Below are 20,558 nucleotides of genomic sequence, written 5' to 3' on the forward strand. Positions count from 1 at the left end.
CCGGGAATACCCCGGAGAAAAGGAGGCTCTATGCAGTTTTTCACTTCCGCTATTGATACTTTGCAGACTCTTGTTGTAGCCCTCGGCGCTGGACTTGGCGTGTGGGGCGTTGTCAATCTGCTGGAGGGCTATGGATCGGACAACCCAGGTTCCAAGAGCCAGGGCATGAAGCAGCTCATGGCTGGCGGCGGCATCATCCTTTTGGGAACCACGCTGATCCCCCTGCTGTCTGGCTTGTTCTAAGGAGGGCTTATGGATTTTCTCACCGACTGGCTCACGAACTGGCTGAAAGAGCTGTTGATCAGCGGCATTATGGGGAACCTCGAAGGGCTCTTTGATACCGTCAATGCCAAAGTCGGAGAGATTGCGGTACAGGTAGGGACTACCCCGGCGGCATGGAACGCCGGGGTTTTCTCCCTCATCCGCCAGCTTTCCGAAACGGTGATCCTGCCGATTGCCGGATTGGTGCTGACCTTTGTTGCCACCTACGAGCTGATACAGATGCTTTTGGAAAAGAACAATATGCACGAGTTTGATGTGGCGAATATCTACAAATGGGTATTCAAAACCGCTTGTGCCATCCTCATTCTTTCCAACACCTTTAATATTGTCATGGCGGTGTTCGATGTGTCGCAGAGCGTGATTGCGGATGCGGCGGGGCTCATCCAAGGCTCCACTGACATTACGCCGGATATGCTGACGGAGCTGGAAACCACGCTGGAGGGCATGGACTTGGGGGCGCTCCTTGGCCTGTGGCTCCAGTCCTCTGTAATCGGGCTGACCATGCAGATCATGGGAATCATCATTTTCGTTCTGGTGTACGGAAGAATGATTGAAATATATTTAATGACCAGTCTGGCCCCCCTTCCCGTTGCCACGCTGTCCAACCGGGAGCTGGGCGGTACAGGGCAGAACTACCTAAAATCCCTGTTCGCCGTGGGCTTTCAAGGGATGCTCATACTGGTCTGTGTTGCGATCTATGCGGTGCTCATCCAAGGCATCGCCACAGGCGGCGATCCGATTGGAGCGATATGGGGAACCGTGGGCTATACGGTTCTTCTGTGCTTCATGCTGTTTAAGACAGGCGGCATCGCCCAGCGCATCTTCGGGGCGCATTAAACGGACGGACTTCGGGACAATTTGTCCCGAGGCCGGGAAAGGAGGAAACAATTTTGAGTAAGGATGTCATATTAACCCCGGAACAGATCGCCGCCGAGGAGCGGCGCTGGCTGTTCGATGCGCCGATTGCGGAACTGGCCGAGGTAAAAGGCGTGACGGTGGACGAGGCGGTTAAGCTGCGGACGGACGCAATTTTGCAGGAGGCCGCTGTTCCCATCGAAGTCACGGTTCGCCCGATTGAGCCCCAGGGCAAGCTCATCGGCTTTGCCAGCGTCAACTATGGCGGTGTAGTGATTGACGATTTCAAGGTGGTGGATGGTAAGAACGGGATTTTCCTCGGGGCTCCCAGCAAACCCGATCCCACCAGCAGGACGGGCTACCGCTCCACAGTGCGGATCAATGACCGGGCCACCCAGGAGCGACTCAATGCGGCGGGAGCCCAGGCGTACCATTCAGCGGTGGAAAAGCTCATCGCCCGGGCCGAGGCAGTCCGCCCCACCCCGATCAAGGAGCAGATGGCACAGGCCGCAAGGGAGGCCGGGAAGGAAAATGCCGCCCGAACCGCCCCGGCAAAGAAAAAGGAGGTCCGGGATGACAGGTGATGTGACCTCGAGACAAATTGTCCCGAAGTCTCCAGCCTGCCCGGAGGGGCTGTTTTTGATGGACGGGATTGAAGGGCTGCGCTCTTTGCCGAAGCACTCGGTTGATATGCTCCTTACCGATCCGCCCTATGGCACTACCCGGAACTTTTGGGATGTGCCGCTCCCGCTCCCGGAGCTGTGGGAGGCGGTCAAGTGGGCTGTCAAGCCGGATGGCGCAGTGCTGTTTTTCGCACAATGCCCCTATGATAAGGTGCTGGGGGCATCCAACCTCTCTATGCTCCGCTATGAATGGGTATGGTACAAAAGCAGGTGTACTGGCTTTCTCAATGCAAGGCGGGCTCCCCTAAAGCGGACGGAAAACATTCTGGTGTTTTATCAAAAATTGCCCTATTACGATCCGCAGTTTGAACAGGGCAAGCCCTATAAGAAAATTTCCCGGACAGGGGACAACAGCCCCAACTATGGAAAATTCCTGCGTTCCAGCAGTGGATCAGAGGATGGCCTGCGTTTCCCCGGAAACCTGCTGGCCTTTTCTTCCGTACAGCGCACCATCCACCCAACGCAGAAACCCGTGGAGCTGTGCGAGTATCTCATCAGAACCTATACCCGGCCCGGGGAGCTGGTGGCAGACATCTGCGCTGGCTCCGGCACGACTGCTGTGGCTGCTGTCAATACGCGCCGCCGCTTTGTATGCTTTGAAACCGCCCCGGCCTTTTACGCCCCGGCTACAGAACGCATCCGGCTGGCTACTGAGGCGGTCAAAGCCGGGCAGAAAGGAGTATGACTATCGGAAACTATTCTATCATTTACGCCGATCCCCCTTGGCAGTACCAGCGCAGTAAGGTACAGGGGGCGGCAGAAAACCATTATCCCACAATGGGGATTGACGAGCTGTGTGCGCTCCCGGTGGCTGATCTGGCCGCCCCGGACAGCGCACTTTTTTTGTGGGTGACTTTCCCCCAGCTCCCGGAGGCCCTGCGGCTCATAGAGGCGTGGGGCTTCCGCTATAAGTCGGTGGCCTTTGTCTGGCTGAAAAAGAATAAAAAGGCGGACAGTTGGTTTTATGGCCTTGGCTTCTGGACGAGGGGAAATGCGGAGATCTGCCTGCTGGCTACCAGGGGCCATCCCAAACGGCAGGCGGCAAATATCCATCAGTTTATCATTTCCCCGATTGAAGCCCACAGCAAAAAGCCGGACGAGGCCCGGGAAAAGATCGTGGCCCTTATGGGCGACCTGCCCCGGGTGGAGCTCTTTGCCAGACAGTCCCCGCCCGGCTGGGAGGTGTGGGGAAATGAAGTGAAAAGCACGATCCCGGACTTTGGGCTCATGGGGCCCCCGCAAAATCAGCGATTTTGTGGGGAGAGGAGGAACAACGGAGCGGACGGACTTCGGGACAAAGTGTCCCGAGGTAGTCAAGCGGAGTTTGTGACGACGAGTCCCGAGGTTAAAGGGGCCGGAAAGGAGGCTGATCCATGCCCTATGTGAATGTACCCAACGACCTGTCAAAAGTAAAAACCAAAATGGCCCTAAACCTTACCAAGCGCCAGCTCATCTGTTTTAGCTGTGCGGCGGCGGTAGGCATCCCGTCCTATCTGCTGGCCCGGGGCTCTATCGGTAATACCGGGGCCATGTTCCTTATGCTGGCCGTGATGCTCCCGGCGTTTCTTCTGGCCATGTATGAAAAAGACGGGCTCCCGGCGGAAAAGGTGCTGAAAAACATCATACGGGCCCGGTTTCTGCGGCCCGGAGTCAGGCCCTATCAGACACAAAACATTTACGCCCCCTTTGCCGGACGGGGCGCTGTGAGAAAGGAGGATGCGATTGCGAAAGGCAAATCCAACCAGCGGAAGAAAAACCGCAAAGGCTAAAAACCGGGCGGCCCTGTCCGCCCAGCAGACGATCCCCTATGTGGCGATGCACCCGGACGGGGTATGCAAGCTCCCCGGCGGGCTCTACACAAAGACCGTGGAATATGAGGACATCAATTATTCCGTGGCATCCACCGAGGATCAGACTGCAATCTTTGGCGGCTGGAGCTCATTTCTCAACTACTTTGACAGCTCCCTGCCGTTCCAGCTTTCCTTTATCAACCGCCGCTCCCACTCCCGGAGCCGCTATAAGGTAAACATTCCCCAGACGGATGATGATTTTAACAGCGTCCGGGAGGAATTTACCGGGATGCTGAAAAACCAGATCGCCCGGTCTAACAACGGGATTGAACGCTCCAAATACATTACTTTCGGCATCCCAGCCGGAGGGATCGTGGAGGCCCGTCCCCGTCTGGAGCGTGTGGAGGCCGATGTGATGGGCAACTTTAAGCGGCTGGGTGTTCCCTGTGAACCGATGGACGGGCGGGCAAGGCTGGCCCTGCTTCACAGCCAGATGCATCCGGGCAACCGGGAACCGTTCCGCTTTTCATGGAAGGACATCCCGCAGACGGGGCTCGGCACCAAGGACTATATTGCCCCGGACAGCTTTGACTTCCGGCACTCCCGCCTGTTCCGGGTGGGCCAGTATTGGGGCGCTGTTTCCTACTTGCAGATTTTAGCGTCTGAGCTCTCGGATAAACTGCTGGCAGAAATTCTGGAGCTGGATGCGGAAATGACCGTAACCCTCCATATCCAGACGGTGGATCAGCTAAAGGCTATCAAAACCATCAAGGGAAAAATCTCCGACATCGGAAAAATGAAGGTGGAGGAACAGCGGAAGGCTGTCCGGGCCGGGTACGATCCCGACATTCTCCCGCCCGACCTCATTACCTTTTCCAAGGATGCGGCGGAGCTTCTTGCTGACCTCCAGTCCCGTAACGAGAGGATGTTCCTTTTGACTTTTACGGTAGTCAATATGGCCCCTACCCGCCAGCGGCTGGAAAACGATGTGTTTACCGTGGGCGGCATCGCACAGAAATACAACTGCGCCCTCAAGCGGCTGGACTGGCAACAGGAGCAGGGCTTTGTGTCCTCGCTGGCCCTCGGCTACAACGAAGTGGAGATCCAGCGTGGTATGACAACCAGCTCCACGGCAATTTTTATCCCCTTTATGACAAGGGAGCTGCGGATGGACGGGCAGGCCCTCTACTATGGCATGAACGCCCTTTCCCACAATGTCATCATGGCTGACCGCAAAAAGCTGAAGTCGGCCAACGGAATGTACCTCGGCTCTACGGGCTCGGGAAAATCCTTTGCGGCAAAGCGGGAACTGCTCAATGTCTTTCTGACCATTCCCCAGGATCGGATTATCATTGTTGATCCGATGGGCGAATATGCCCCGCTGGTTCGCAGGCTGGGCGGACAGGTGATAGAGATTGCCCCGGACAGCCACCACCACCTAAACCCGATGGATGTGGATCTTAACATGGCCGCCGGGGAGAGCCCTCTTTCCATGAAGGCAGATTTCCTGCTTTCCCTGTGCGAGCTGGTGGTAGGCGGAAAGGAAGGCTTACAGCCCATCGAAAAGACAGTTGTTGACCGCTGTGTGCGGCTGGTGTACCGGGAACAGGCCCTTGGGCTTGATACGGGAAAAACCCCGCTTTTGCAGGACTTGTACGAGGAGCTCTTGAAACAGCCGGAGCCTGAGGCCCGGCGTGTGGCAACCGCCCTTGAGCTCTACTGCACCGGCTCCCTCAACCTGTTTAACCATCCCACGAATGTGAAAACCGACAGCCGGGTGGTGTGTATCGTGCTGAAAAACATGGGAGAAAACCTCCGCAAGATCGCCATGCACATCACAAATGAATTTGTGTCCCAGGCGGTAGATACCAACTTCCGGGAGGGCGTGGCGACATGGTGCTACTTCGATGAGTTCCATGTCCTGCTCCGTGATCCGCTGACCGCCAGCTATTTTGTGGCGGTGTGGAAAATGCTGAGAAAGAAAGGCTGCGTTCCCAGCGCCCTCACGCAGAATGTAAAAGACCTTCTGGCCAGCCGGGAGATTGAGAACATTCTGGATAACACCGATTTTATGATTTTGCTCTCGCAAGCTCAGAGCGACCGGGCGATTTTGGCAAGACAGCTCGGTATTTCCGAGCATCAGCTTTCCTACATTACCCACTCTAATTCCGGCGAGGGCCTGCTGTTTTACGGGAATGTGACCATCCCGTTTGTGGATCGGTTCCCGAAGGGGGAAATCTATGACCTCTTAACCACCCGACCGGAGGATATGAAGAATGAAGCGAAAACCGAATAAACCACGCCCGGAGTCCCAAACGCATACGGAACCCGGAGGCGGAGCTGCCGAGCCCGGGGGCTCTGCTTTTGGGGCTGGCTCTGAACAGGAGCCCGGGGCGTCTGGCACTTCGGGACAAAGTGTCCCAAAGTCAAAATTTCGGCAGAAAAGCCAGCAGGAACAGGCGGCGGCATCCAAGCTCCGCATGGAAAAGCGGGGCGAAAAACGGGAAGCCGCCCGGGAAAAGCTGGCAAAGCAGAAGCCGCCCAAACAAAAAGGCCCGATCCGTAAGGCGGCGGGGGCCGCTGGATGGGGCGTTCACGGCTTTGTGCATGGCAAGCTCTACGAGGTGGAGCAGGAAAATGTAGGAACGGAAGGGGCCCACCGTTCGGAGCTTGCCGGGGAAGTTATCCTGCGGCATGGCTCCCGGTTTGTAAAGCGCAAAGTCCGGGAGCATCCGGCAAGGGCGGCCAGCCGGGCCGAGGCCAGGTATCAGAAAGCGGCGGCGGATTATCATTTCCACACCGCCGCACAGGAGCACCCGGAGCTTTCCAAAAACTATTTTACCCGGTACTGGCAGAAACAGCGGCTTAGAAAGCAATACCAGAAGCGGGCGAAGGAGGCCGCAAAACAGAGCGCAAAAGCCGCCGGGAAAACAGCCGCCGCCACGGAAAAGCTGACAGCCCGGGCCGCCGGGTTTGTGAAGCGCCATCCAGTCGGATGCCTGCTGGCGCTGGCCTGTGTCCTTGTGATCGCCCTGATCCAGTCCTGTTCGTCCTCGCTGGTGTCCATCGGCAACGCCGGAGCCGGGGCGCTGGGAGCCACCACTTACCCCTCTGCGGATGAGGCGATTTTAGGGACGGAGGCGGCTTATGCCGGGCTGGAGGCAGAACTGCAAACCTACCTTGATACTTACGAAAGCACCCATGATTATGATGAGTACCACTTCGATCTGGACGAGATCGAACACGATCCCTATGTGCTCATTTCCCTGCTGTCGGCACTCCATGAGGGGGAATGGACGCTTTCACAGGTGGAGGGCTCCCTGCAAATGCTCTTTGACCGCCAGTATATTCTGACGGAGCGTGTGGAGGTGGAGACGCGCTATGACAGCGACGATGAACCCTATTCGTGGTACATCTGCTATGTGACGCTGGAAAACAAAAACCTGTCCCACCTGCCTGTTTCCCTGTTGAGCGAAGAACAGATGTCCCGGTATTCCATCTATATGTCCACACTCGGCAACCGTCCCGACCTGTTTCCCGACTCTCCCTATGTGGACAAATACATTACCAACCCGCCGGAGGGCTATGAGGTTCCGGGGGAATATCTGGACGATGAAACATTCGCCGCTATTTTCTCGGAGGCAGAGAAATACATCGGCTATCCCTATGTGTGGGGCGGCTCCAGCCCGTCTACATCTTTTGACTGCTCCGGCTATGTGTCATGGGTGATCAATCATTCCGGCTGGAATGTGGGCCGCCTTGGGGCGCAGGGGCTTTACAACATCTGCACCCCGACCAGCTCCCCAAGGCCCGGCGACCTTGTGTTTTTCAAGGGAACCTATGATACCCCGGGCGTGAGCCACTGTGGGATTTATGTAGGCGATGGGCGGATGCTCCATTGTGGCGATCCCATCGGATATGCAAACTTAAATACAAGCTACTGGCAGTCTCATTTTTACGCCTACGGGCGTTTACCATGATTGGAGGTCATTTATGGCAACGGCAAAAAGCATGAAAATCCAGGCCGAGATTGATAAGATCAAGGCCAAAATCAGCGAACAGCAGGCCCGGCTCAAGGAGCTGGAGCAGAAAAAGCTGGAGGCGGAAAACAGTGAGATCGTGGACATCGTGCGTGGCATGAGCATCCCTCTTGCGGAGCTGCCCCTGCTGTTTGAAAAGCTGAAAGGCGGCGGGGCTTTGGGACAAAGTGTCCCGAAGTCCGAGAATGAGGAAAAGGAGGAAAACTGAATATGAAACGGTTTCGAGTTTTGACAGCGGCGCTTTGTGCCGCTGTTTTGTTATGCGGCTTTAGCGTTCCCGCCTATGCCTACGCAGGCGGCGAGGGCGAGGACTACGGCGATCCCACAATGGAAACCCCGGCCCCGGAGCCGACTATTACGCCGGGCGAGGGCTTTTCTGAGGAGGGAAACCTTGTAACCCGTGATCTGCTCTATGACGAGCACACCAACAAGCAGTTTATTACCGTCCAGACCAGCGGCGGCAATACCTTTTACATTGTCATTGATTATGACAAGCCCGTGGATGATGAGGGCGAGCAGTATGAAACCTACTTTTTCAGCGTTGTGGACGAGGGGGATCTGCTGGCCGCCGCTGAAGCCGCTGGTGTAGAGCAGGCGGTCTGCTCCTGCCCGGAGAAATGTGCGGCGGGGACTGTGAATACAGACTGCCCGGTGTGCTCCGTCAATATGGGGAAATGCGTAGGTGCAGAGCCGGAGCCCGAGTCTGCCCCGGAGCCCGAGCCGGAACCCGAAAAGAAAAGCAATTCCGGGATGCTCCTGCTGGTGCTGGGGATTGCCCTAATTGGCGGCGGGGCTGGCTGGTATTTCAAGGTTTACCGTCCGAAACACCAGCAAGCTGACCAACCCGAGGAGGACGATGGCGGGGAGTACCCGGACTATGACGAGTTTGAAGATGACGGCCCCCCGTGGGACGAGGAGGACGAAACCGAAGAAAAGGAGGAAATCAGATGAATTTTACCAACAGTCCCTTTGAACGAATGATGAAAGAAAAACCCCGTCCCCAGGCTCCCGCTGAGAACAGGCCGCCCAGGGGCTCTGCCTGTTATGGCTGCTGTTACTGGCGGGGGATCGCCTGTGTGTCCTGCTACAAGGAGCTTTTGAAGGCCGGGGCTGGCGGGAGGTGATGGATTGTCCCGTGAACTGACACGCAAGGAAAAGACAGCGATCCGCTCTCTTGTGGTAACATGGTGCGCTAACTATGACCGGGAATACGGATGCCTGCCGCTGGATAGCGATTGCTATATGCTGGGTAAATGCTGGACGGGATCATACTGCCGCTATTTCCGGGAGTCCGTCCTGCCCCTTGATCCGGCGCTGGAAGTGGCCCTTATGAGCGAGGGCCCAAGGCCAGATTTTAAGATATGCCCGGTATGCGGCGGGCCTGTTCCCCCGGACAGGCGGCAGGCGTACTGTTCGGCGGCCTGTGCAAAGAAAGCCCACCGCCGCCAGCAACGGGAATATATGCGGAAAAAGCGGGGTGCATCCGTTGACAATTAGGGCCTGCAAAATCCGCTTATAGCAAGGCTTTCCGGGGCCATTTCGTTGGCCTGCCGTATCATTCTACGGTATGGCCCCGTTTGCCCTGATGCTGTCAACATCCATACAGCGGGACTTTGGGACAATTTGTCCCGAAGTACCCGCTTTCTGAGAGGAGGAATTATGCCGAAATATTACCCCATCAATGAGGAGGCCGCCCGGCGTGCCAAAAACGCCAACAGCTTTTCCGACTATGTTCCCGGCTCCGCCACCGCCGCTTACCGTGAAATGGTGGATCGGGCCTATACCCTCGGGAAACAGCAGAAAGGGCGTGTCGATCCCATGTACCACGAAAAGATTGACGGGCTCATAGACCGCTATGCCCGAAAGCTGGCGGAGAACATCAACCAGAGCAACCTCATAGATGCCCGTGTACCCTCCATCCTCATCGCCGGAGGCTCCAACTTCCCGGTGCGGAAAAAGGAAAAGCAGAACGCCGCCCGGGATAAGAACATGGGCGAATATATGCAGATCGAGGGCCTGCTGGATAAGGTGCGCTCAACGGGCAGGGGCGGGATCAGCGCAGACGATGACCGGGCTGTGGAAAAGCTGGAGGCAAAGCTGGCAGGGCTGGAGGCCATGCAGGAGGAAATGAAAACCGTCAATGCCTACTACCGCAAGCATAAAACGCTGGAGGGCTGTCCCGTCCTGTCCGCCGAGGAAATCGGAAAGCTCCAGTCCTCTATGGCATCCGACTGGCGCAAAAATCCCGTACCCTATCCGTCCTATCTGCTTACCAACAACAACGCCAACATCCGCCGCACACGCCAGCGCATTGAGGATTTGAAAAGCCAGTCGGAATATGCGGGCTGGGCCTTTCCCGGAGGGCGGGCGGAAATCAACGAAGGAGAAAACCGCTTGCAGCTCTTTTTTGAGGAAAAGCCATCGGAGGAACAGCGGCGGGAACTGAAAAGCAACGGTTTCAAGTGGGCTCCCAGCCAGGGGGCATGGCAGAGACAGCTTACGAAAAATGCCATCTATGCGGCGGGCCGGATGGAGTTTTTACGCCCGGAGGATGGGCAGAGCCCTTACCAGCTCCAGCCCTTTGCCCGAAAAACGGAAAAGGATATGACACGATGAAGGAGGTGTATTTGTGGACAAAAATCAAGGCTATTCCATTTTGAAGGCTGTGATGCTGGAAAATGGCAGGGGCTTTGCGCTGGGGCATCATCCCACAGCCCCATCCCCCTATGTCACATGGGCCTGTTACGATGATAAGAACGGCCAGCGGCAGTATGAATGGGGACATTACGGCAACGATCTGGCCGCTATGGAACAGGATTTTTCAGACCGGGTAAAGGACTATCAGCGGCTTTACCATGTGGGGATCGTGCAGACCGAGGCCCCCGGCCTTTACAAGTATTACTCTACCCAGCGGCCTGTGGACATCGGGACATTCCCCAAACCGCCCCACAATGCCCCGGATGAGATCGTCAACTATGACCGCCGCATCCCGGTGGAGGGCGGCGCATTTCTGGCATGGGGGCATCTGACTTATACAAGGCCGCTGACCGAAAAGGAGGCGTCTGACTATGAGCTCCGTCCTGCCCCCGTCATTTCTGAATTATCCCGAAAAAACGATGACAGGCCCCTCTCGATTGCCCAGCAGATGAAAGAGGCCGGAGCTCTGGCCGAAGCCAGCCAGGGCGATCCCATCCATAAGAAAAAGGCCCCCGACCGGGGCGACCGATAGGAGGATTTGTATGGAAGAAAGATATAACCCGATGAAAAGTGCGGAGATCGCCACCGAGCACAATTACAATATGCTGGACGGTGTTCTCAATAACCAGGCCCCACCCCCGGAGGAAAAGGAGCTGGATAAGGTTAAGGAACCGCCCCACAAGCGCCGGAGCCGGGAACGGGAGGAACGATGACAAAGAAACGCCGCCGCCCGATCCATCTCCATGTGATGGTGTCCGAGGAGGAGCAGGCCCTTATTCAACAGCGCATGGCCGAGTCGGGCATCCGCAATATGGGGGCCTATATGCGGAAAATGGCCCTCAATGGCTATGTGCTCCATGTTGACCTCTCGCCCGTCCGGGAGTTGGTATCGCTCCAGCGGCGGTGCTCAAACAACCTCAATCAAGTGGCGATCCAGGCCAACACCTACGGCGGGATTTACCCCGAGGAGATCGCCGCTTTGCAACGGGACTATGCCGCCCTGTGGGGGCCGCTGTCCGATCTGCTGAAAAAGCTCTCCGCATTGGTGGAGCTCTGATCCTGCCGGGGAGTGGCGTATGCCGCTCCTCGGTTTTCACTACTTCGGGACAATTTGTCCCGAGGTGCTGAAAGCCGGAGGCATCCTTGTTGTCCCTCCCGGACAGAGGTATAATTATCATGTAAGGAACCATAAACCACACTTTTCAAGGAGGTATCAAGCGATGCGGATCATTCTGAAACTTTTAGCGGCCCCCTTTGTTCTGGCCCTCACGCTCCTTGTGGCAGTATTGAATTTTGCTTTTTCCTTTGCGTCATGGGTGTTCTGCGCCCTGTCCTTTCTCTGTCTGATCGGAGCCCTGTTTGCTTTATTCACGGGGGATCGCTGGGGCATACAGGGGCTTGTGATCGCCTTTGCTGTTTCGCCCTTCGGCCTGCCCGCTGTGGCGGAGTGGCTCATTGACAAGCTGGACAGTCTCAACTACTCGCTAAAGAGTTTTATCACAGGATAACGCTTTGGGACAATTTGTCCCGAAGCCCCCTGCGGCGGCTGGACGGACAGCCGCCGTTTTCTTTTGGAAGGAGGTGTGCTCACGGCTACAACTTATATCCGGCCCTACAAGGTGGCGGCTGGGAAAGGCGCTGTCCAGACAATGGAGGAACGCTTTAACTATGGGCTTAATCCGAAAAAGCTGGGAGCCCTGTCCTCATACCTCTGCGATCCGGCCACGGCTCCCGCTGAGTTTCTGCTGGTAAAGAGCCAGTACCAGGCGGAAATGGGCCGGGCCGTAGAGCGTGGAGCCCTGTTTTTTCAAATCCGGCAGGCGTTCCCACCCGGCGAAGTAACAGCAGAGGAGGCCAACCAGATCGGCTATGAAACAGCCATGCGCTGGACAAAGGGAAAGTATCAGTTTTTTGTCTGCACCCACACAGACAAGAGCCACCTCCACAATCACATTTATTTCAATTCAACGGCCTTTGACCGCTCCCGGAAGTTCCATAATTTTATCGGCTCCAGCTTTGCCCTGCGGCGGCTCTCTGACCGGGTGTGCATTGAGCATGACCTCTCTGTGATCCAAAATCCAAAACAGCACAGCAAGGGCCGGTATCTCCATTATGGCCAGTGGATTGGGGAAAAGCCGCCCTCTGCAAAACAGCGGGTGCGGCTGGCCATCGTGGAGGCTCTGAAAAAACAGCCTGCCGATTTTCCGGCGTTTCTGAGACTTATGGAGGAGTCCGGCTTTCTGGTAAAGCATGGCCGTGGCGGTGTGATCTCCTTCCTTGCTCCCGGGCAGGATAAGCCCACCCGCCTGCGGGCATCTACCCTCGGGGATGGTTTTGATCCCGAGGACATCCGGGCTGTGATTGCCGGGGAGCGTCCGATCCCGGAGCTCCCGCAGGAGACCCCGGCTTCTGCCCGTCGTGTCAATCTGATTATAGACATTCAAGAGCGCATGGCACAGGGCAAGGGCCCGGCCTATGAACGGTGGGCCAAGGTTTACAATCTGAAACAGATGGCTGCTGCACTCCAGTACCTGCGGGAAAATGATTTGATGGACTATGAGACGCTGGCGGTCAGTACAGAAAAGGCAGTAGAGCGTTTTCACACGCTGTCCGAGGAATTGCGGCAAACGGAGACGGAGCTGGAAAAGACCTCCGGGCTCATGGCGGCTACTGTGGACTACGCAAAAACCCGGCCTGTGTTTGACGGTTACAAGGCGGCCCGGTACAGTAAAAAATATCTGTCGGAGCATGAGGCGGAGCTTACCGCTTACCGAGCGGCCCGGGCCACTATGAATGAGCTTTTGGACGGTGCAAAATTGCCAAAGATGGCGGATATGAAAAAGTCCCGCCAGGAATTGGCGGGAAAGAAAAAAGCCCTCTATGCGGAATACCGCAAGGCCCAGGCGGATATGCGGCAGGCTGTGGCGGTCAAAGCGAACATAGATCATCTGCTCGGCGTGACAGACGGGCGGGAAAATAAGGCCCAGGAGCGATAGCGACAGGCCGCAGACAACAGGCGCATAGCGCCGGAACTTTGGGACAATTTGTCCCGAAGTCCAGCGGGTTTGGGGAGCTCCCCAACAAGCATTTTTGCGGGCCTGCGGCCAGCAAAAATTTCGGAGTGTGGCCACACCCGAATTGCTTGCCATTTAGCGGCACCCCCGAAAAGCCCCCTAAAAACGAGAAAAACGAAGGCCCTCTTACTTGACCTCCGTTTCTCTGGCTTTTTGTAGTCCCTCTGCTGTGGCCTCCATGACCGTCAATTCCTTTTCGTCCATTGTATTGAGTAGCCTGTCAATATGCTGGCGGCAGTCGCTTTCGCCGTTCTGCCTGTCAGGATAAAAGAATTGGTCTACGGAAATGTCCAACAGGGTGACGATTTGGTAAAAGGTGTTCAGGCTCGGATGCTGGCCCCGGTTCTCAAAATACATGATGGAACGAGGGGTACGATCTACGAGCTGTGCAAGGTATTCCTGTGTCCAGCCTTTCGCCTCCCTCTTGCGCTTGATCTCCCGGCCTAATGCGTGGAAGTCAAGCCGCCTGGTGTCTTGGTACATTCTCATATCACCCCTATATTATTTTACATTTCGGGTTTGACTATGAGAACGAAACACAGTTTTATGTTTTGGTAGTATTTTATTGTCCGCTGACAAGGTTGCCGATGTTACACGGCCAAGGTATAATAACAGAAAGAAAATTTGAAAACTACACTTTAATCACAAAAATCTATGATACGCTATCTTTGGAGGTGTTACCATGCAAAGAATTTTAGTCGTTGAGGACGATTTTGATATTCAAGAACTTTTACAGAATTTTTTACAAGAAGCAGGATATGAAGTAGCTGTTGCAAATGATGGTGTCGAGGCACTCTCTTTATTTGCAGGCCAACGATATGACTTGATTGTATTGGACATTATGCTCCCCAAAATTGACGGTTACGGTGTCTGTGAATTGATACGCAAGCAATCTGATGTTCCTATCATTATGCTAACCGCATTAAGCGGAGAAGAAGATCAGATTAAAGGATTGGATTTGCAGGTGGATGACTACATCACAAAACCGTTTTCTATGCCTGTCCTGCTCCGCAAAATTGCGGCTGTACTTCGGCGCAGTAACCGGGAAACAGATGAAAAGTATCAAATCATTACTTATGGCAATTTGCTTTTGAACTGTGACAGCTACACCGCCACCGTGGACGGAGCTAATTTTGAACTGACACAAAAGGAATTTGAAATACTGCGGGAACTGCTGACCCATCAGGGCCGGATATTGACCCGGCAGAACTTGTTGGATAAGCTGTGGCGATATGATTTTTATGGGGACGAGCGTGTTGTTGATACCCATATCAAAAATCTACGAAAAAAATTGGGAATAGATTTCATTCAAACAATCAGAGGGGTGGGATATAAAGTTGATAAAGAGAATTAAAGGCAGTCTGTTTGCTAAAGTCTTTATTCTGACTGTGGCAGTTTTGCTCTGCGTGAGCTTTCTTGTCTATGGCGTTTTGGCTTGGTATATGCCTCAAACCTATTCTAACAATCTCAATGCGGCATTAGATGAACAGACAAGCGACTTTATTTATGAATTAGAACATATCCGTATGCAGGATAGCGGCGGACTTTTTGATCAGTTTCTTCAAAACACGACAATTAGCATGGTGGAGCTTTATACTGCTGATGGTGTTCTGGTGGAAACACCGTCTAACCAAAATAGCTTTAACGATGGGATCACCGGGGAGGCTCTTGGCGGAGCATCTTATGAAAGTGCGCCGATTATATCCAACAGCTATTACTTCTCATTTGCAGATGATAATAGCCAATATATTTTAACAGTTTATGGAGAAGCCTCTCAAATCGCAGAACTGCGGCAATCATTTGTAAGCGTATTACCGATTTTGTTTTGCGTTATTCTCCTTGTATCGTTGGCAACTGCTTGGGTGTATTCTCGTATTATTACAAACCCGGTATTAAAAATCAGTCGGATTTCTAAAGAAATGTCTGATATGCGGCTGGAATGGCAACTTGAGGAACGCCGTTCTGACGAGCTGGGTGTACTGGAGAATAGCTTGAATACGCTGTCCCGGAAACTATCTGCTACCTTGGAGGAGTTGCAAAGTGCAAATCTCCAGCTCCAAAAGGATATTGAACATCAAAAGGCGCTGGAACGGGCACAACAGGATTTCTTTTCTTCCGCTTCCCATGAACTGAAAACCCCTATCACCATTATCAAAGGTCAATTAGAGGGGATGCTATTGGGTATAGGGGCATATAAAGACCACGAAAAGTATCTTGCCCGATCCTTGGAAGTTGCAGCTACGCTTGAAACGATGGTGCAGGAAATATTAACGATTTCAAGGCTGGAAACCAATGTCGATTTCAAAATGGAGCATTTTGATTGCGCTCCCATGATACATGGCTATTTGAGGGAGATTGATGATTTAGTGGCAACAAAAGAGCTACAAATACATCTTGATATACAGTCTCCCGCTTTTATCAATGGGAACAAATTACTGATTGAAAAGGTGTTCTCCAATTTGATTTCAAATGCTGTAAAGTATTCGCCGCATGGAGCAAGCGTTGATATTATTTTACAAAATACCAACGGACGCTTTTTGTTCTCCGTAGAGAACACAGGTACACATATACCAGAAGATGATATTCCCAAATTGTTTGACGCTTTTTATCGTATGGAGCAATCCCGCAGTAGAAGAACAGGCGGTAGCGGCTTAGGGCTTTATATGGTTCAAAGAATTTTACAACAACATAACAGCTATTGTGAGGCTTGCAACACAGAAAACGGTGTTAAATTCTTCTTCACGATTTAGCGGACAATCAGCGGCAGGTGAACAACCTGCCGCTTTTTTTAACTACACATAAATCACAAACTAATCCCAAAGGTATCCCAAAATGCTTTGCTATACTTGGGGTACATTCAAAGAAAGGATTGGTAAACACTATGAGAAGAATGGCATTATGCGCTGCGTCCATGCTCTTGTTAGGCTGTTTGGCTGGATGCAGTACGACACCACAGAACAGCCAGGAACAAGGTAATCCCGTTATCAAGGAAGAAATCAGTCAACCTCTTGGCGGTTCTGAGGCGCTGGGAAACAGCGAGGACAGCTCGGCACTCTCCGCCGCAGACAAAGAAAAAATGTTTGCACCTTATGAACAATACGGGATGACCTATGACGCGGTCAAAGATGAACTTACCTATAACGGGAATTTGGTTCGCTGGTTTGAGGACTATTATCCCATCAGTAACAACGAAACCGCCGGTATTGATTTTCTAAATGAGAACGGCACAGTAGATGTGTATGCTGTACGGGATTTAGAGAGCTTTTCAAAAGCGGCTGACGGCTCCGTTGATCCGGCGGGTAAACTGATTGGCTTAAAAGAGTTTACCCAGCAGGAATTTGACGCACGGGATATTGAGGCGTTGAAAAACAGCACATCCGTTGCTATGGCAGGAACGCCGCTTGAAGATAGCGAAACTGCAAAGCTCGTTGCAGAGTATGAGGCATTTGGAGTAACCTATGATGCCGAAAAAGATCAGTGGTATTTCAATGGTGAGGAAGTCCGCTATTTCCGGGATGTTCTTACTTCTAATGGTGAAAGCCTCACCAGCGGAAAATTCCGAGGCGAAATGAGAACGCTTGGAAGTGGTGTTGGCACAATAGACATTTATACCGTTCGTGATTACGGCCACTTGAACAGCGAACATCACGGAACATTAACTGGCATTGAGAAATACAGTCAAGAGGAATTTGACGAGCATACACAGGCCGGAATGTCTGGAAATCAGCCCATAGGTAATGCAAGCCATAACTAAACAAACCATCTATCTGCCGGACGACGGCAAAAGAAAAAAAGCCGTCGTAGAGCAGACAATTTGACACGCCCATTTGAAACGGCGGCTTTGATTTTCAGAGCCGCCGTTTCTCTTTGGATATCCAGTAACCCCACGGCGGCCCATAGGAGGGTGTCGCCGTGTCCATCTTACTTTCTCACAATTCCCATGACCTTCACCAGCTAAAAAAAGCGTAGCTCCCCCTCCGGGACAGTCTGGCTATGAAGGTACAATATATCAGTACAATTATGATAATGTAATTTCATGCGTCTGCATAGTGTCTTGCTGTGCGGGCGCTTTTTTGTACTTCGAGACAAATTGTCCCGAGGTGCGGGGCGGCTCCCCGGGATGCCGCTCCCCACCGAGCCCCGTTTCGGTCACTCATCCACCCAACACCGAAACGGAGGTTTATTTATGACTACAATCAATCTGAAGGATTTTTATTATTGGTACACACAGGATCAGTTTATTGAGGTTTCTGACGAGGTAGCCGAAGTGTTTGTGTCCGATGCCCGGCACGAAATGGCCTACCAGCGGCGGCTCTCCCGGCATAAGGCGCAGTATTCTCTGGACTGCGATGACGGGATCGAATATTCCGCCTGCCTGCATGAGCCAACGCCCCAGGAGCTTCTGGAGCGCATGGAGCTGTTCATCCGTCTGTGGAACGCACTCAACTCTTTGCCGGAGATCCAGGGCCGCAGGATTGATGCCCACATCATTCTTGGAAAGAGCATCAAGGAAATTGCCGAGGCCGAGGGCGTACATGAGGAGTCTGTCCGCCAGTCGATCAAGCGTGGCCTTGAGCGTATGAAAAAAACTTTTTGATTTTTTCATTTTCCCCACTTGGAAATGATGAAAAAATGTCTCGGTTTATGAAAGGGGATATTCTTCTTTCCGCAGATAAACAGCGGCGGCCCCGGGCATAGTCCGGGGAGCCGGGCGGCGGGTGCGCTATGACTTTTTCTTTGGAAGAACGAGCGAACAACACCAACGCCGCAACTGGGCCGGGCCAACCCACGGCCACGATCCGGCATAGGACAGGCTGGCCGCCTGTCCCTCCGGGCCGCCCTCTTATCTGCGAGGGAACGCCGCTCTGAGCATGGTTGTCTTTGGACAGGGCAAGAAAATGGGAGCGGCGTTCTCTATTTTATACTTACATGGAGTGAGGCAAGAGGGCAGCATCGTTTGGGTGCTGCCCTCTTGCGTTTCCCCACGATATGCGGGAGGCGTATCCTATTTTTGATAAGGAGGTTTTACCGTGAGATTAACGGCAAAGGAACTGGAACAAATGAAAAGCGTTGACATCGGCGCAGTGGCTCCCGAGTCCCTGCCGGATGTGAGCGGTATGGCCTTTGACACCTCTCTCCCCCGAGAGGAGCGGATCGCTCTGTTTTTGCAGGCGGTAGAAAATCCATACTGCTTTTGCATCGGCGGGATCGGTGTAAAAATTGAATTTGCGGAAAGCGGGCCGTCCTTGCAGGACACGCTGACGGACTTCCTGCTCCGGCAAAAAAGCGGGCTGTAACTTCGGTTATGGCCCGTTACTACTTCGAGACAAAGTGTCCCGAGGCGGAGGCATCCTTGTTGTCCCGCCCGGGCAGAGGTATAATATAGATGTAATGTGATAGGGAAGGAGGAACAATGGCACGAACAAAAAACAGAGGATTGCAACAGAGTTTCTCTCCCTCTTATACCGTCCGCCGCTGGCGGCTGGGCGAATACATCCGGCTTTCCAAGGAGGACTTGAAAAAGGGAAAGGACGACAGCAACAGCGTCATCAACCAGCGTGATCTGCTCAATGACTTTTATCAGAAGCATATCGGAGAATTTGAAAGTGTTTCCGAATATGTAGACGATGGACACACAGGAACGGACGCCAACCGGGAAAATTTCCAGCGGCTCCTTTCCGATGTAATGAGCGGGAAAATCAACTGCGTGGTAGTAAAAGACCTTTCCCGTTTTGCAAGAAATTACAGTGATGCGGGAAGTCTGATTGATAACCTGTTTGTGCAAATGGGTGTCCGTTTTATCAGTCTTGCTGAAAATGTGGACAGCTATCTCAACCCGGACAGCGTTTCCAGTATTATCGTCCCGATTACGAATGTAATGAACGATCAATACTGCTACCAGACCTCAAAGAAAATTCGCCAGGTATTTGACTATAAGAGGCGCAACGGGCAGTACATCGGCGCATTTGCTCCTTATGGATATGTAAAGTACCCAAAGGACAAGCACCAGTTGATCATCGACCCCGATGCCGCTGAAATCGTCAAACTGATTTTCTCTTTGTTTCTAAAAGGGACATCGAAACGGGCCATCGCTTTGTATCTGAATGAACACGGCGTACCCAGCCCCTCAGCTTATAAACTGCAAAAGGGCATACCTGTTTCAACAAGAGGATATGACGATCCCATGTGGGGAGCCCGCATGATCCACTCCATTCTTACGAACCCCACCTATACCGGGGATTTGGCGCAGGGCCGCAGTCGGGTAAAAAGCTATAAGGTACACGAGGTTGAAAGCGTTCCCCGTGAAGAATGGGTGGAAGTAGCTGGTACGCATGAGGCAATCATTGATTATGAAACCTTTGATAAGGTACAGGCCCTTTTACAGCGGGATACCCGTACTTCTCCAAAAGGCCGGGAAGTCCACCTGTTCAGCGGTTTTCTGAAATGTGCTGACTGCGGGCGGGCAATTACCCGGAGCGTAGGCAACAACAATAATGTGTACTATGCCTGCTCCACCTACAAGAACCGCTCCCGGACAGCCTGCACAATGCACTCAATCAAGCATAACCGTCTGGAGGCCGCTGTCCTCTTTGCAGTACAACAGCAAATCCATCTGGCTGTTTCATACTCGGAAATGATTGCCCGTATTAACACCGCCCCGGTCAAAAAGAGCCAGTCCATCCGCTTGGAAGAACTGATTGCTGCGAAAGAGCGGGAACTGGCAAAAATCAGCCGCTACAAGCAGTCCCTTTATCAAGACTGGAAAGACGGGGAAATTACCCAGCAGGACTACCGGGATATGAAAGCCGATTATGAACGACAAACCATCGCTCTTACGGATGTGCTGGCCCGGCTGAACGCTGAACGGGCGGAACTGGCAAACGGTGTAAAGAGTGAACATCCCGCATTGGTGGCATTTACAAAACATCAAAATATCGACCAGCTTTCCCGGGAACTTCTCGTTGAGCTGATCGACCATATCAAGGTTTATGAGAATGGAAACATTAGTGTGAGATTTAAGTTTGCGGATGAATTTAGACGCATAGCAGAATACATTGAAATCAACACCACAAAACCCGCAGTAGCGGGCTAACCCCCGCTACATACCCCTTTGACAGTGTGTTTTCCTAATAGGAG

23 protein-coding genes and 1 pseudogene are annotated in these 20,558 nt (G+C 53.2%); 23 read left to right on the forward strand and 1 reads right to left on the reverse strand.

Annotation, left to right across the window (positions count from 1 at the left end; all coding sequences use genetic code 11):
* The first annotated feature begins 30 nt into the window (after nucleotides 1-30).
* From ACESZG_RS12375 to ACESZG_RS12455, 17 genes and pseudogenes are all read left to right on the forward strand, one after another.
* A complete protein-coding gene (locus ACESZG_RS12375; RefSeq protein WP_014080814.1) occupies nucleotides 31-243 on the forward strand; it encodes a Maff2 family protein in 213 nt (70 codons plus the stop codon).
* 9 nt (nucleotides 244-252) lie between these two features.
* Nucleotides 253-1,119: a VirB6/TrbL-like conjugal transfer protein, CD1112 family gene (locus tag ACESZG_RS12380; protein WP_373218431.1), complete on the forward strand. Its 867-nt coding sequence runs from the start codon at nucleotides 253-255 to the stop codon at nucleotides 1,117-1,119.
* Between the two features lie 53 nt (nucleotides 1,120-1,172).
* Nucleotides 1,173-1,721, forward strand: a complete 549-nt coding sequence (locus ACESZG_RS12385) for a septation protein SpoVG family protein (RefSeq protein ID WP_373218433.1) — start codon at nucleotides 1,173-1,175, stop codon at nucleotides 1,719-1,721.
* Nucleotides 1,711-2,505, forward strand: coding sequence for a site-specific DNA-methyltransferase (locus ACESZG_RS12390; RefSeq protein ID WP_205488813.1), 795 nt, complete (start codon nucleotides 1,711-1,713; stop codon nucleotides 2,503-2,505). Before ACESZG_RS12385 ends, ACESZG_RS12390 begins: the two co-directional genes overlap by 11 nt.
* Nucleotides 2,502-3,041: pseudogene (locus ACESZG_RS12395) on the forward strand (MT-A70 family methyltransferase); the annotation flags it as partial. The gene ACESZG_RS12390 and the pseudogene ACESZG_RS12395, both read left to right, overlap by 4 nt.
* A gap of 152 nt (nucleotides 3,042-3,193) precedes the next feature.
* On the forward strand, nucleotides 3,194-3,589 hold the full coding sequence (locus ACESZG_RS12400) for a PrgI family protein (RefSeq protein WP_195522540.1): 396 nt from the start codon (nucleotides 3,194-3,196) through the stop codon (nucleotides 3,587-3,589).
* Nucleotides 3,537-5,906 (forward strand): VirB4-like conjugal transfer ATPase, CD1110 family, encoded by a 2,370-nt coding sequence (locus ACESZG_RS12405; protein ID WP_205488812.1) that lies wholly within the window; start codon nucleotides 3,537-3,539, stop codon nucleotides 5,904-5,906. The genes ACESZG_RS12400 and ACESZG_RS12405 overlap by 53 nt, the downstream gene beginning before the upstream one ends.
* Nucleotides 5,887-7,590: a C40 family peptidase gene (locus ACESZG_RS12410; RefSeq protein ID WP_205488811.1), complete on the forward strand. Its 1,704-nt coding sequence runs from the start codon at nucleotides 5,887-5,889 to the stop codon at nucleotides 7,588-7,590. The genes ACESZG_RS12405 and ACESZG_RS12410 overlap by 20 nt, the downstream gene beginning before the upstream one ends.
* A 13-nt stretch (nucleotides 7,591-7,603) precedes the next feature.
* Complete coding sequence (locus ACESZG_RS12415; protein ID WP_205488810.1) at nucleotides 7,604-7,858, forward strand: DUF4315 family protein; 255 nt, start codon at nucleotides 7,604-7,606, stop codon at nucleotides 7,856-7,858.
* Between the two features lie 2 nt (nucleotides 7,859-7,860).
* Nucleotides 7,861-8,601, forward strand: coding sequence for a DUF4366 domain-containing protein (locus ACESZG_RS12420; RefSeq protein ID WP_205488809.1), 741 nt, complete (start codon nucleotides 7,861-7,863; stop codon nucleotides 8,599-8,601).
* Between the two features lie 177 nt (nucleotides 8,602-8,778).
* A complete protein-coding gene (locus tag ACESZG_RS12425; RefSeq protein WP_005933611.1) occupies nucleotides 8,779-9,147 on the forward strand; it encodes a cysteine-rich VLP domain-containing protein in 369 nt (122 codons plus the stop codon).
* 162 nt (nucleotides 9,148-9,309) lie between these two features.
* On the forward strand, nucleotides 9,310-10,266 hold the full coding sequence (locus tag ACESZG_RS12430) for a hypothetical protein (protein ID WP_205488808.1): 957 nt from the start codon (nucleotides 9,310-9,312) through the stop codon (nucleotides 10,264-10,266).
* 13 nt (nucleotides 10,267-10,279) lie between these two features.
* On the forward strand, nucleotides 10,280-10,879 hold the full coding sequence (locus ACESZG_RS12435; RefSeq protein ID WP_057572720.1) for a hypothetical protein: 600 nt from the start codon (nucleotides 10,280-10,282) through the stop codon (nucleotides 10,877-10,879).
* Between the two features lie 10 nt (nucleotides 10,880-10,889).
* On the forward strand, nucleotides 10,890-11,060 hold the full coding sequence (locus ACESZG_RS12440; RefSeq protein WP_005933602.1) for a DUF4316 domain-containing protein: 171 nt from the start codon (nucleotides 10,890-10,892) through the stop codon (nucleotides 11,058-11,060).
* A complete protein-coding gene (gene mobC, locus ACESZG_RS12445; protein ID WP_148355534.1) occupies nucleotides 11,057-11,404 on the forward strand; it encodes a plasmid mobilization relaxosome protein MobC in 348 nt (115 codons plus the stop codon). The genes ACESZG_RS12440 and mobC overlap by 4 nt, the downstream gene beginning before the upstream one ends.
* A gap of 163 nt (nucleotides 11,405-11,567) precedes the next feature.
* Nucleotides 11,568-11,855, forward strand: a complete 288-nt coding sequence (locus ACESZG_RS12450; RefSeq protein ID WP_055246214.1) for a CD1845 family protein — start codon at nucleotides 11,568-11,570, stop codon at nucleotides 11,853-11,855.
* A gap of 141 nt (nucleotides 11,856-11,996) precedes the next feature.
* Nucleotides 11,997-13,343: a relaxase/mobilization nuclease domain-containing protein gene (locus ACESZG_RS12455; protein ID WP_373218437.1), complete on the forward strand. Its 1,347-nt coding sequence runs from the start codon at nucleotides 11,997-11,999 to the stop codon at nucleotides 13,341-13,343.
* Nucleotides 13,344-13,547: 204 nt separating this feature from the next.
* On the opposite strand, the gene ACESZG_RS12460 is transcribed toward ACESZG_RS12455, so the two are convergent.
* Nucleotides 13,548-13,904, reverse strand: a complete 357-nt coding sequence (locus tag ACESZG_RS12460; RefSeq protein WP_025579572.1) for a helix-turn-helix transcriptional regulator — start codon at nucleotides 13,902-13,904, stop codon at nucleotides 13,548-13,550.
* Between the two features lie 199 nt (nucleotides 13,905-14,103).
* Here ACESZG_RS12460 and ACESZG_RS12465 point away from each other — a divergent pair, with 199 nt between their 5' ends.
* The 6 genes from ACESZG_RS12465 to ACESZG_RS12490 all read left to right on the forward strand — a co-directional run bounded on the left by ACESZG_RS12465 (nucleotide 14,104) and on the right by ACESZG_RS12490 (nucleotide 20,514).
* Nucleotides 14,104-14,775 carry a response regulator transcription factor gene (locus ACESZG_RS12465; protein WP_195522534.1) on the forward strand — a complete coding sequence of 224 codons (672 nt, stop codon included), beginning with the start codon at nucleotides 14,104-14,106 and terminating at the stop codon, nucleotides 14,773-14,775.
* Nucleotides 14,759-16,171, forward strand: a complete 1,413-nt coding sequence (locus tag ACESZG_RS12470; RefSeq protein WP_205488806.1) for a cell wall metabolism sensor histidine kinase WalK — start codon at nucleotides 14,759-14,761, stop codon at nucleotides 16,169-16,171. The genes ACESZG_RS12465 and ACESZG_RS12470 overlap by 17 nt, the downstream gene beginning before the upstream one ends.
* A 131-nt stretch (nucleotides 16,172-16,302) precedes the next feature.
* A complete protein-coding gene (locus tag ACESZG_RS12475; RefSeq protein ID WP_235254653.1) occupies nucleotides 16,303-17,175 on the forward strand; it encodes a hypothetical protein in 873 nt (290 codons plus the stop codon).
* A gap of 432 nt (nucleotides 17,176-17,607) precedes the next feature.
* The gene (locus ACESZG_RS12480) at nucleotides 17,608-18,018 is read left to right on the forward strand and encodes an RNA polymerase sigma factor (protein ID WP_117465015.1); all 411 of its coding nucleotides are present in this window, start codon (nucleotides 17,608-17,610) and stop codon (nucleotides 18,016-18,018) included.
* A 433-nt stretch (nucleotides 18,019-18,451) separates the two neighbouring features.
* Nucleotides 18,452-18,718 carry a DUF6870 family protein gene (locus ACESZG_RS12485; RefSeq protein WP_054328128.1) on the forward strand — a complete coding sequence of 89 codons (267 nt, stop codon included), beginning with the start codon at nucleotides 18,452-18,454 and terminating at the stop codon, nucleotides 18,716-18,718.
* A gap of 116 nt (nucleotides 18,719-18,834) precedes the next feature.
* A complete protein-coding gene (locus ACESZG_RS12490; RefSeq protein ID WP_205488805.1) occupies nucleotides 18,835-20,514 on the forward strand; it encodes a recombinase family protein in 1,680 nt (559 codons plus the stop codon).
* The last annotated feature ends 44 nt before the right edge of the window (nucleotides 20,515-20,558 follow it).

Origin of the sequence: Blautia sp. Marseille-P2398, from assembly GCF_964240315.1 — a bacterium.
In the GTDB taxonomy this organism is placed as follows: domain Bacteria; phylum Bacillota; class Clostridia; order Lachnospirales; family Lachnospiraceae; genus Blautia_A; species Blautia_A wexlerae.

What these genes read in the sequence shown, in the direction of transcription:
- ACESZG_RS12380 (WP_373218431.1), top strand. Translation starts at nt 253, where the DNA reads ATGGATTTTCTCACCGACTGGCTCACGAACTGGCTGAAAGAGCTGTTG.
- ACESZG_RS12415 (WP_205488810.1), top strand. Translation starts at nt 7,604, where the DNA reads ATGGCAACGGCAAAAAGCATGAAAATCCAGGCCGAGATTGATAAGATC.
- ACESZG_RS12455 (WP_373218437.1), top strand. Translation starts at nt 11,997, where the DNA reads ATGGAGGAACGCTTTAACTATGGGCTTAATCCGAAAAAGCTGGGAGCC.
- ACESZG_RS12460 (WP_025579572.1), bottom strand. Translation starts at nt 13,904, where the DNA reads ATGTACCAAGACACCAGGCGGCTTGACTTCCACGCATTAGGCCGGGAG.
- mobC (WP_148355534.1), top strand. Translation starts at nt 11,057, where the DNA reads ATGACAAAGAAACGCCGCCGCCCGATCCATCTCCATGTGATGGTGTCC.
- ACESZG_RS12420 (WP_205488809.1), top strand. Translation starts at nt 7,861, where the DNA reads ATGAAACGGTTTCGAGTTTTGACAGCGGCGCTTTGTGCCGCTGTTTTG.
- ACESZG_RS12450 (WP_055246214.1), top strand. Translation starts at nt 11,568, where the DNA reads ATGCGGATCATTCTGAAACTTTTAGCGGCCCCCTTTGTTCTGGCCCTC.
- ACESZG_RS12490 (WP_205488805.1), top strand. Translation starts at nt 18,835, where the DNA reads ATGGCACGAACAAAAAACAGAGGATTGCAACAGAGTTTCTCTCCCTCT.
- ACESZG_RS12475 (WP_235254653.1), top strand. Translation starts at nt 16,303, where the DNA reads ATGAGAAGAATGGCATTATGCGCTGCGTCCATGCTCTTGTTAGGCTGT.
- ACESZG_RS12440 (WP_005933602.1), top strand. Translation starts at nt 10,890, where the DNA reads ATGGAAGAAAGATATAACCCGATGAAAAGTGCGGAGATCGCCACCGAG.
- ACESZG_RS12405 (WP_205488812.1), top strand. Translation starts at nt 3,537, where the DNA reads ATGCGATTGCGAAAGGCAAATCCAACCAGCGGAAGAAAAACCGCAAAG.
- ACESZG_RS12465 (WP_195522534.1), top strand. Translation starts at nt 14,104, where the DNA reads ATGCAAAGAATTTTAGTCGTTGAGGACGATTTTGATATTCAAGAACTT.
- ACESZG_RS12430 (WP_205488808.1), top strand. Translation starts at nt 9,310, where the DNA reads ATGCCGAAATATTACCCCATCAATGAGGAGGCCGCCCGGCGTGCCAAA.
- ACESZG_RS12410 (WP_205488811.1), top strand. Translation starts at nt 5,887, where the DNA reads ATGAAGCGAAAACCGAATAAACCACGCCCGGAGTCCCAAACGCATACG.
- ACESZG_RS12480 (WP_117465015.1), top strand. Translation starts at nt 17,608, where the DNA reads ATGACTACAATCAATCTGAAGGATTTTTATTATTGGTACACACAGGAT.
- ACESZG_RS12400 (WP_195522540.1), top strand. Translation starts at nt 3,194, where the DNA reads ATGCCCTATGTGAATGTACCCAACGACCTGTCAAAAGTAAAAACCAAA.
- ACESZG_RS12390 (WP_205488813.1), top strand. Translation starts at nt 1,711, where the DNA reads ATGACAGGTGATGTGACCTCGAGACAAATTGTCCCGAAGTCTCCAGCC.
- ACESZG_RS12375 (WP_014080814.1), top strand. Translation starts at nt 31, where the DNA reads ATGCAGTTTTTCACTTCCGCTATTGATACTTTGCAGACTCTTGTTGTA.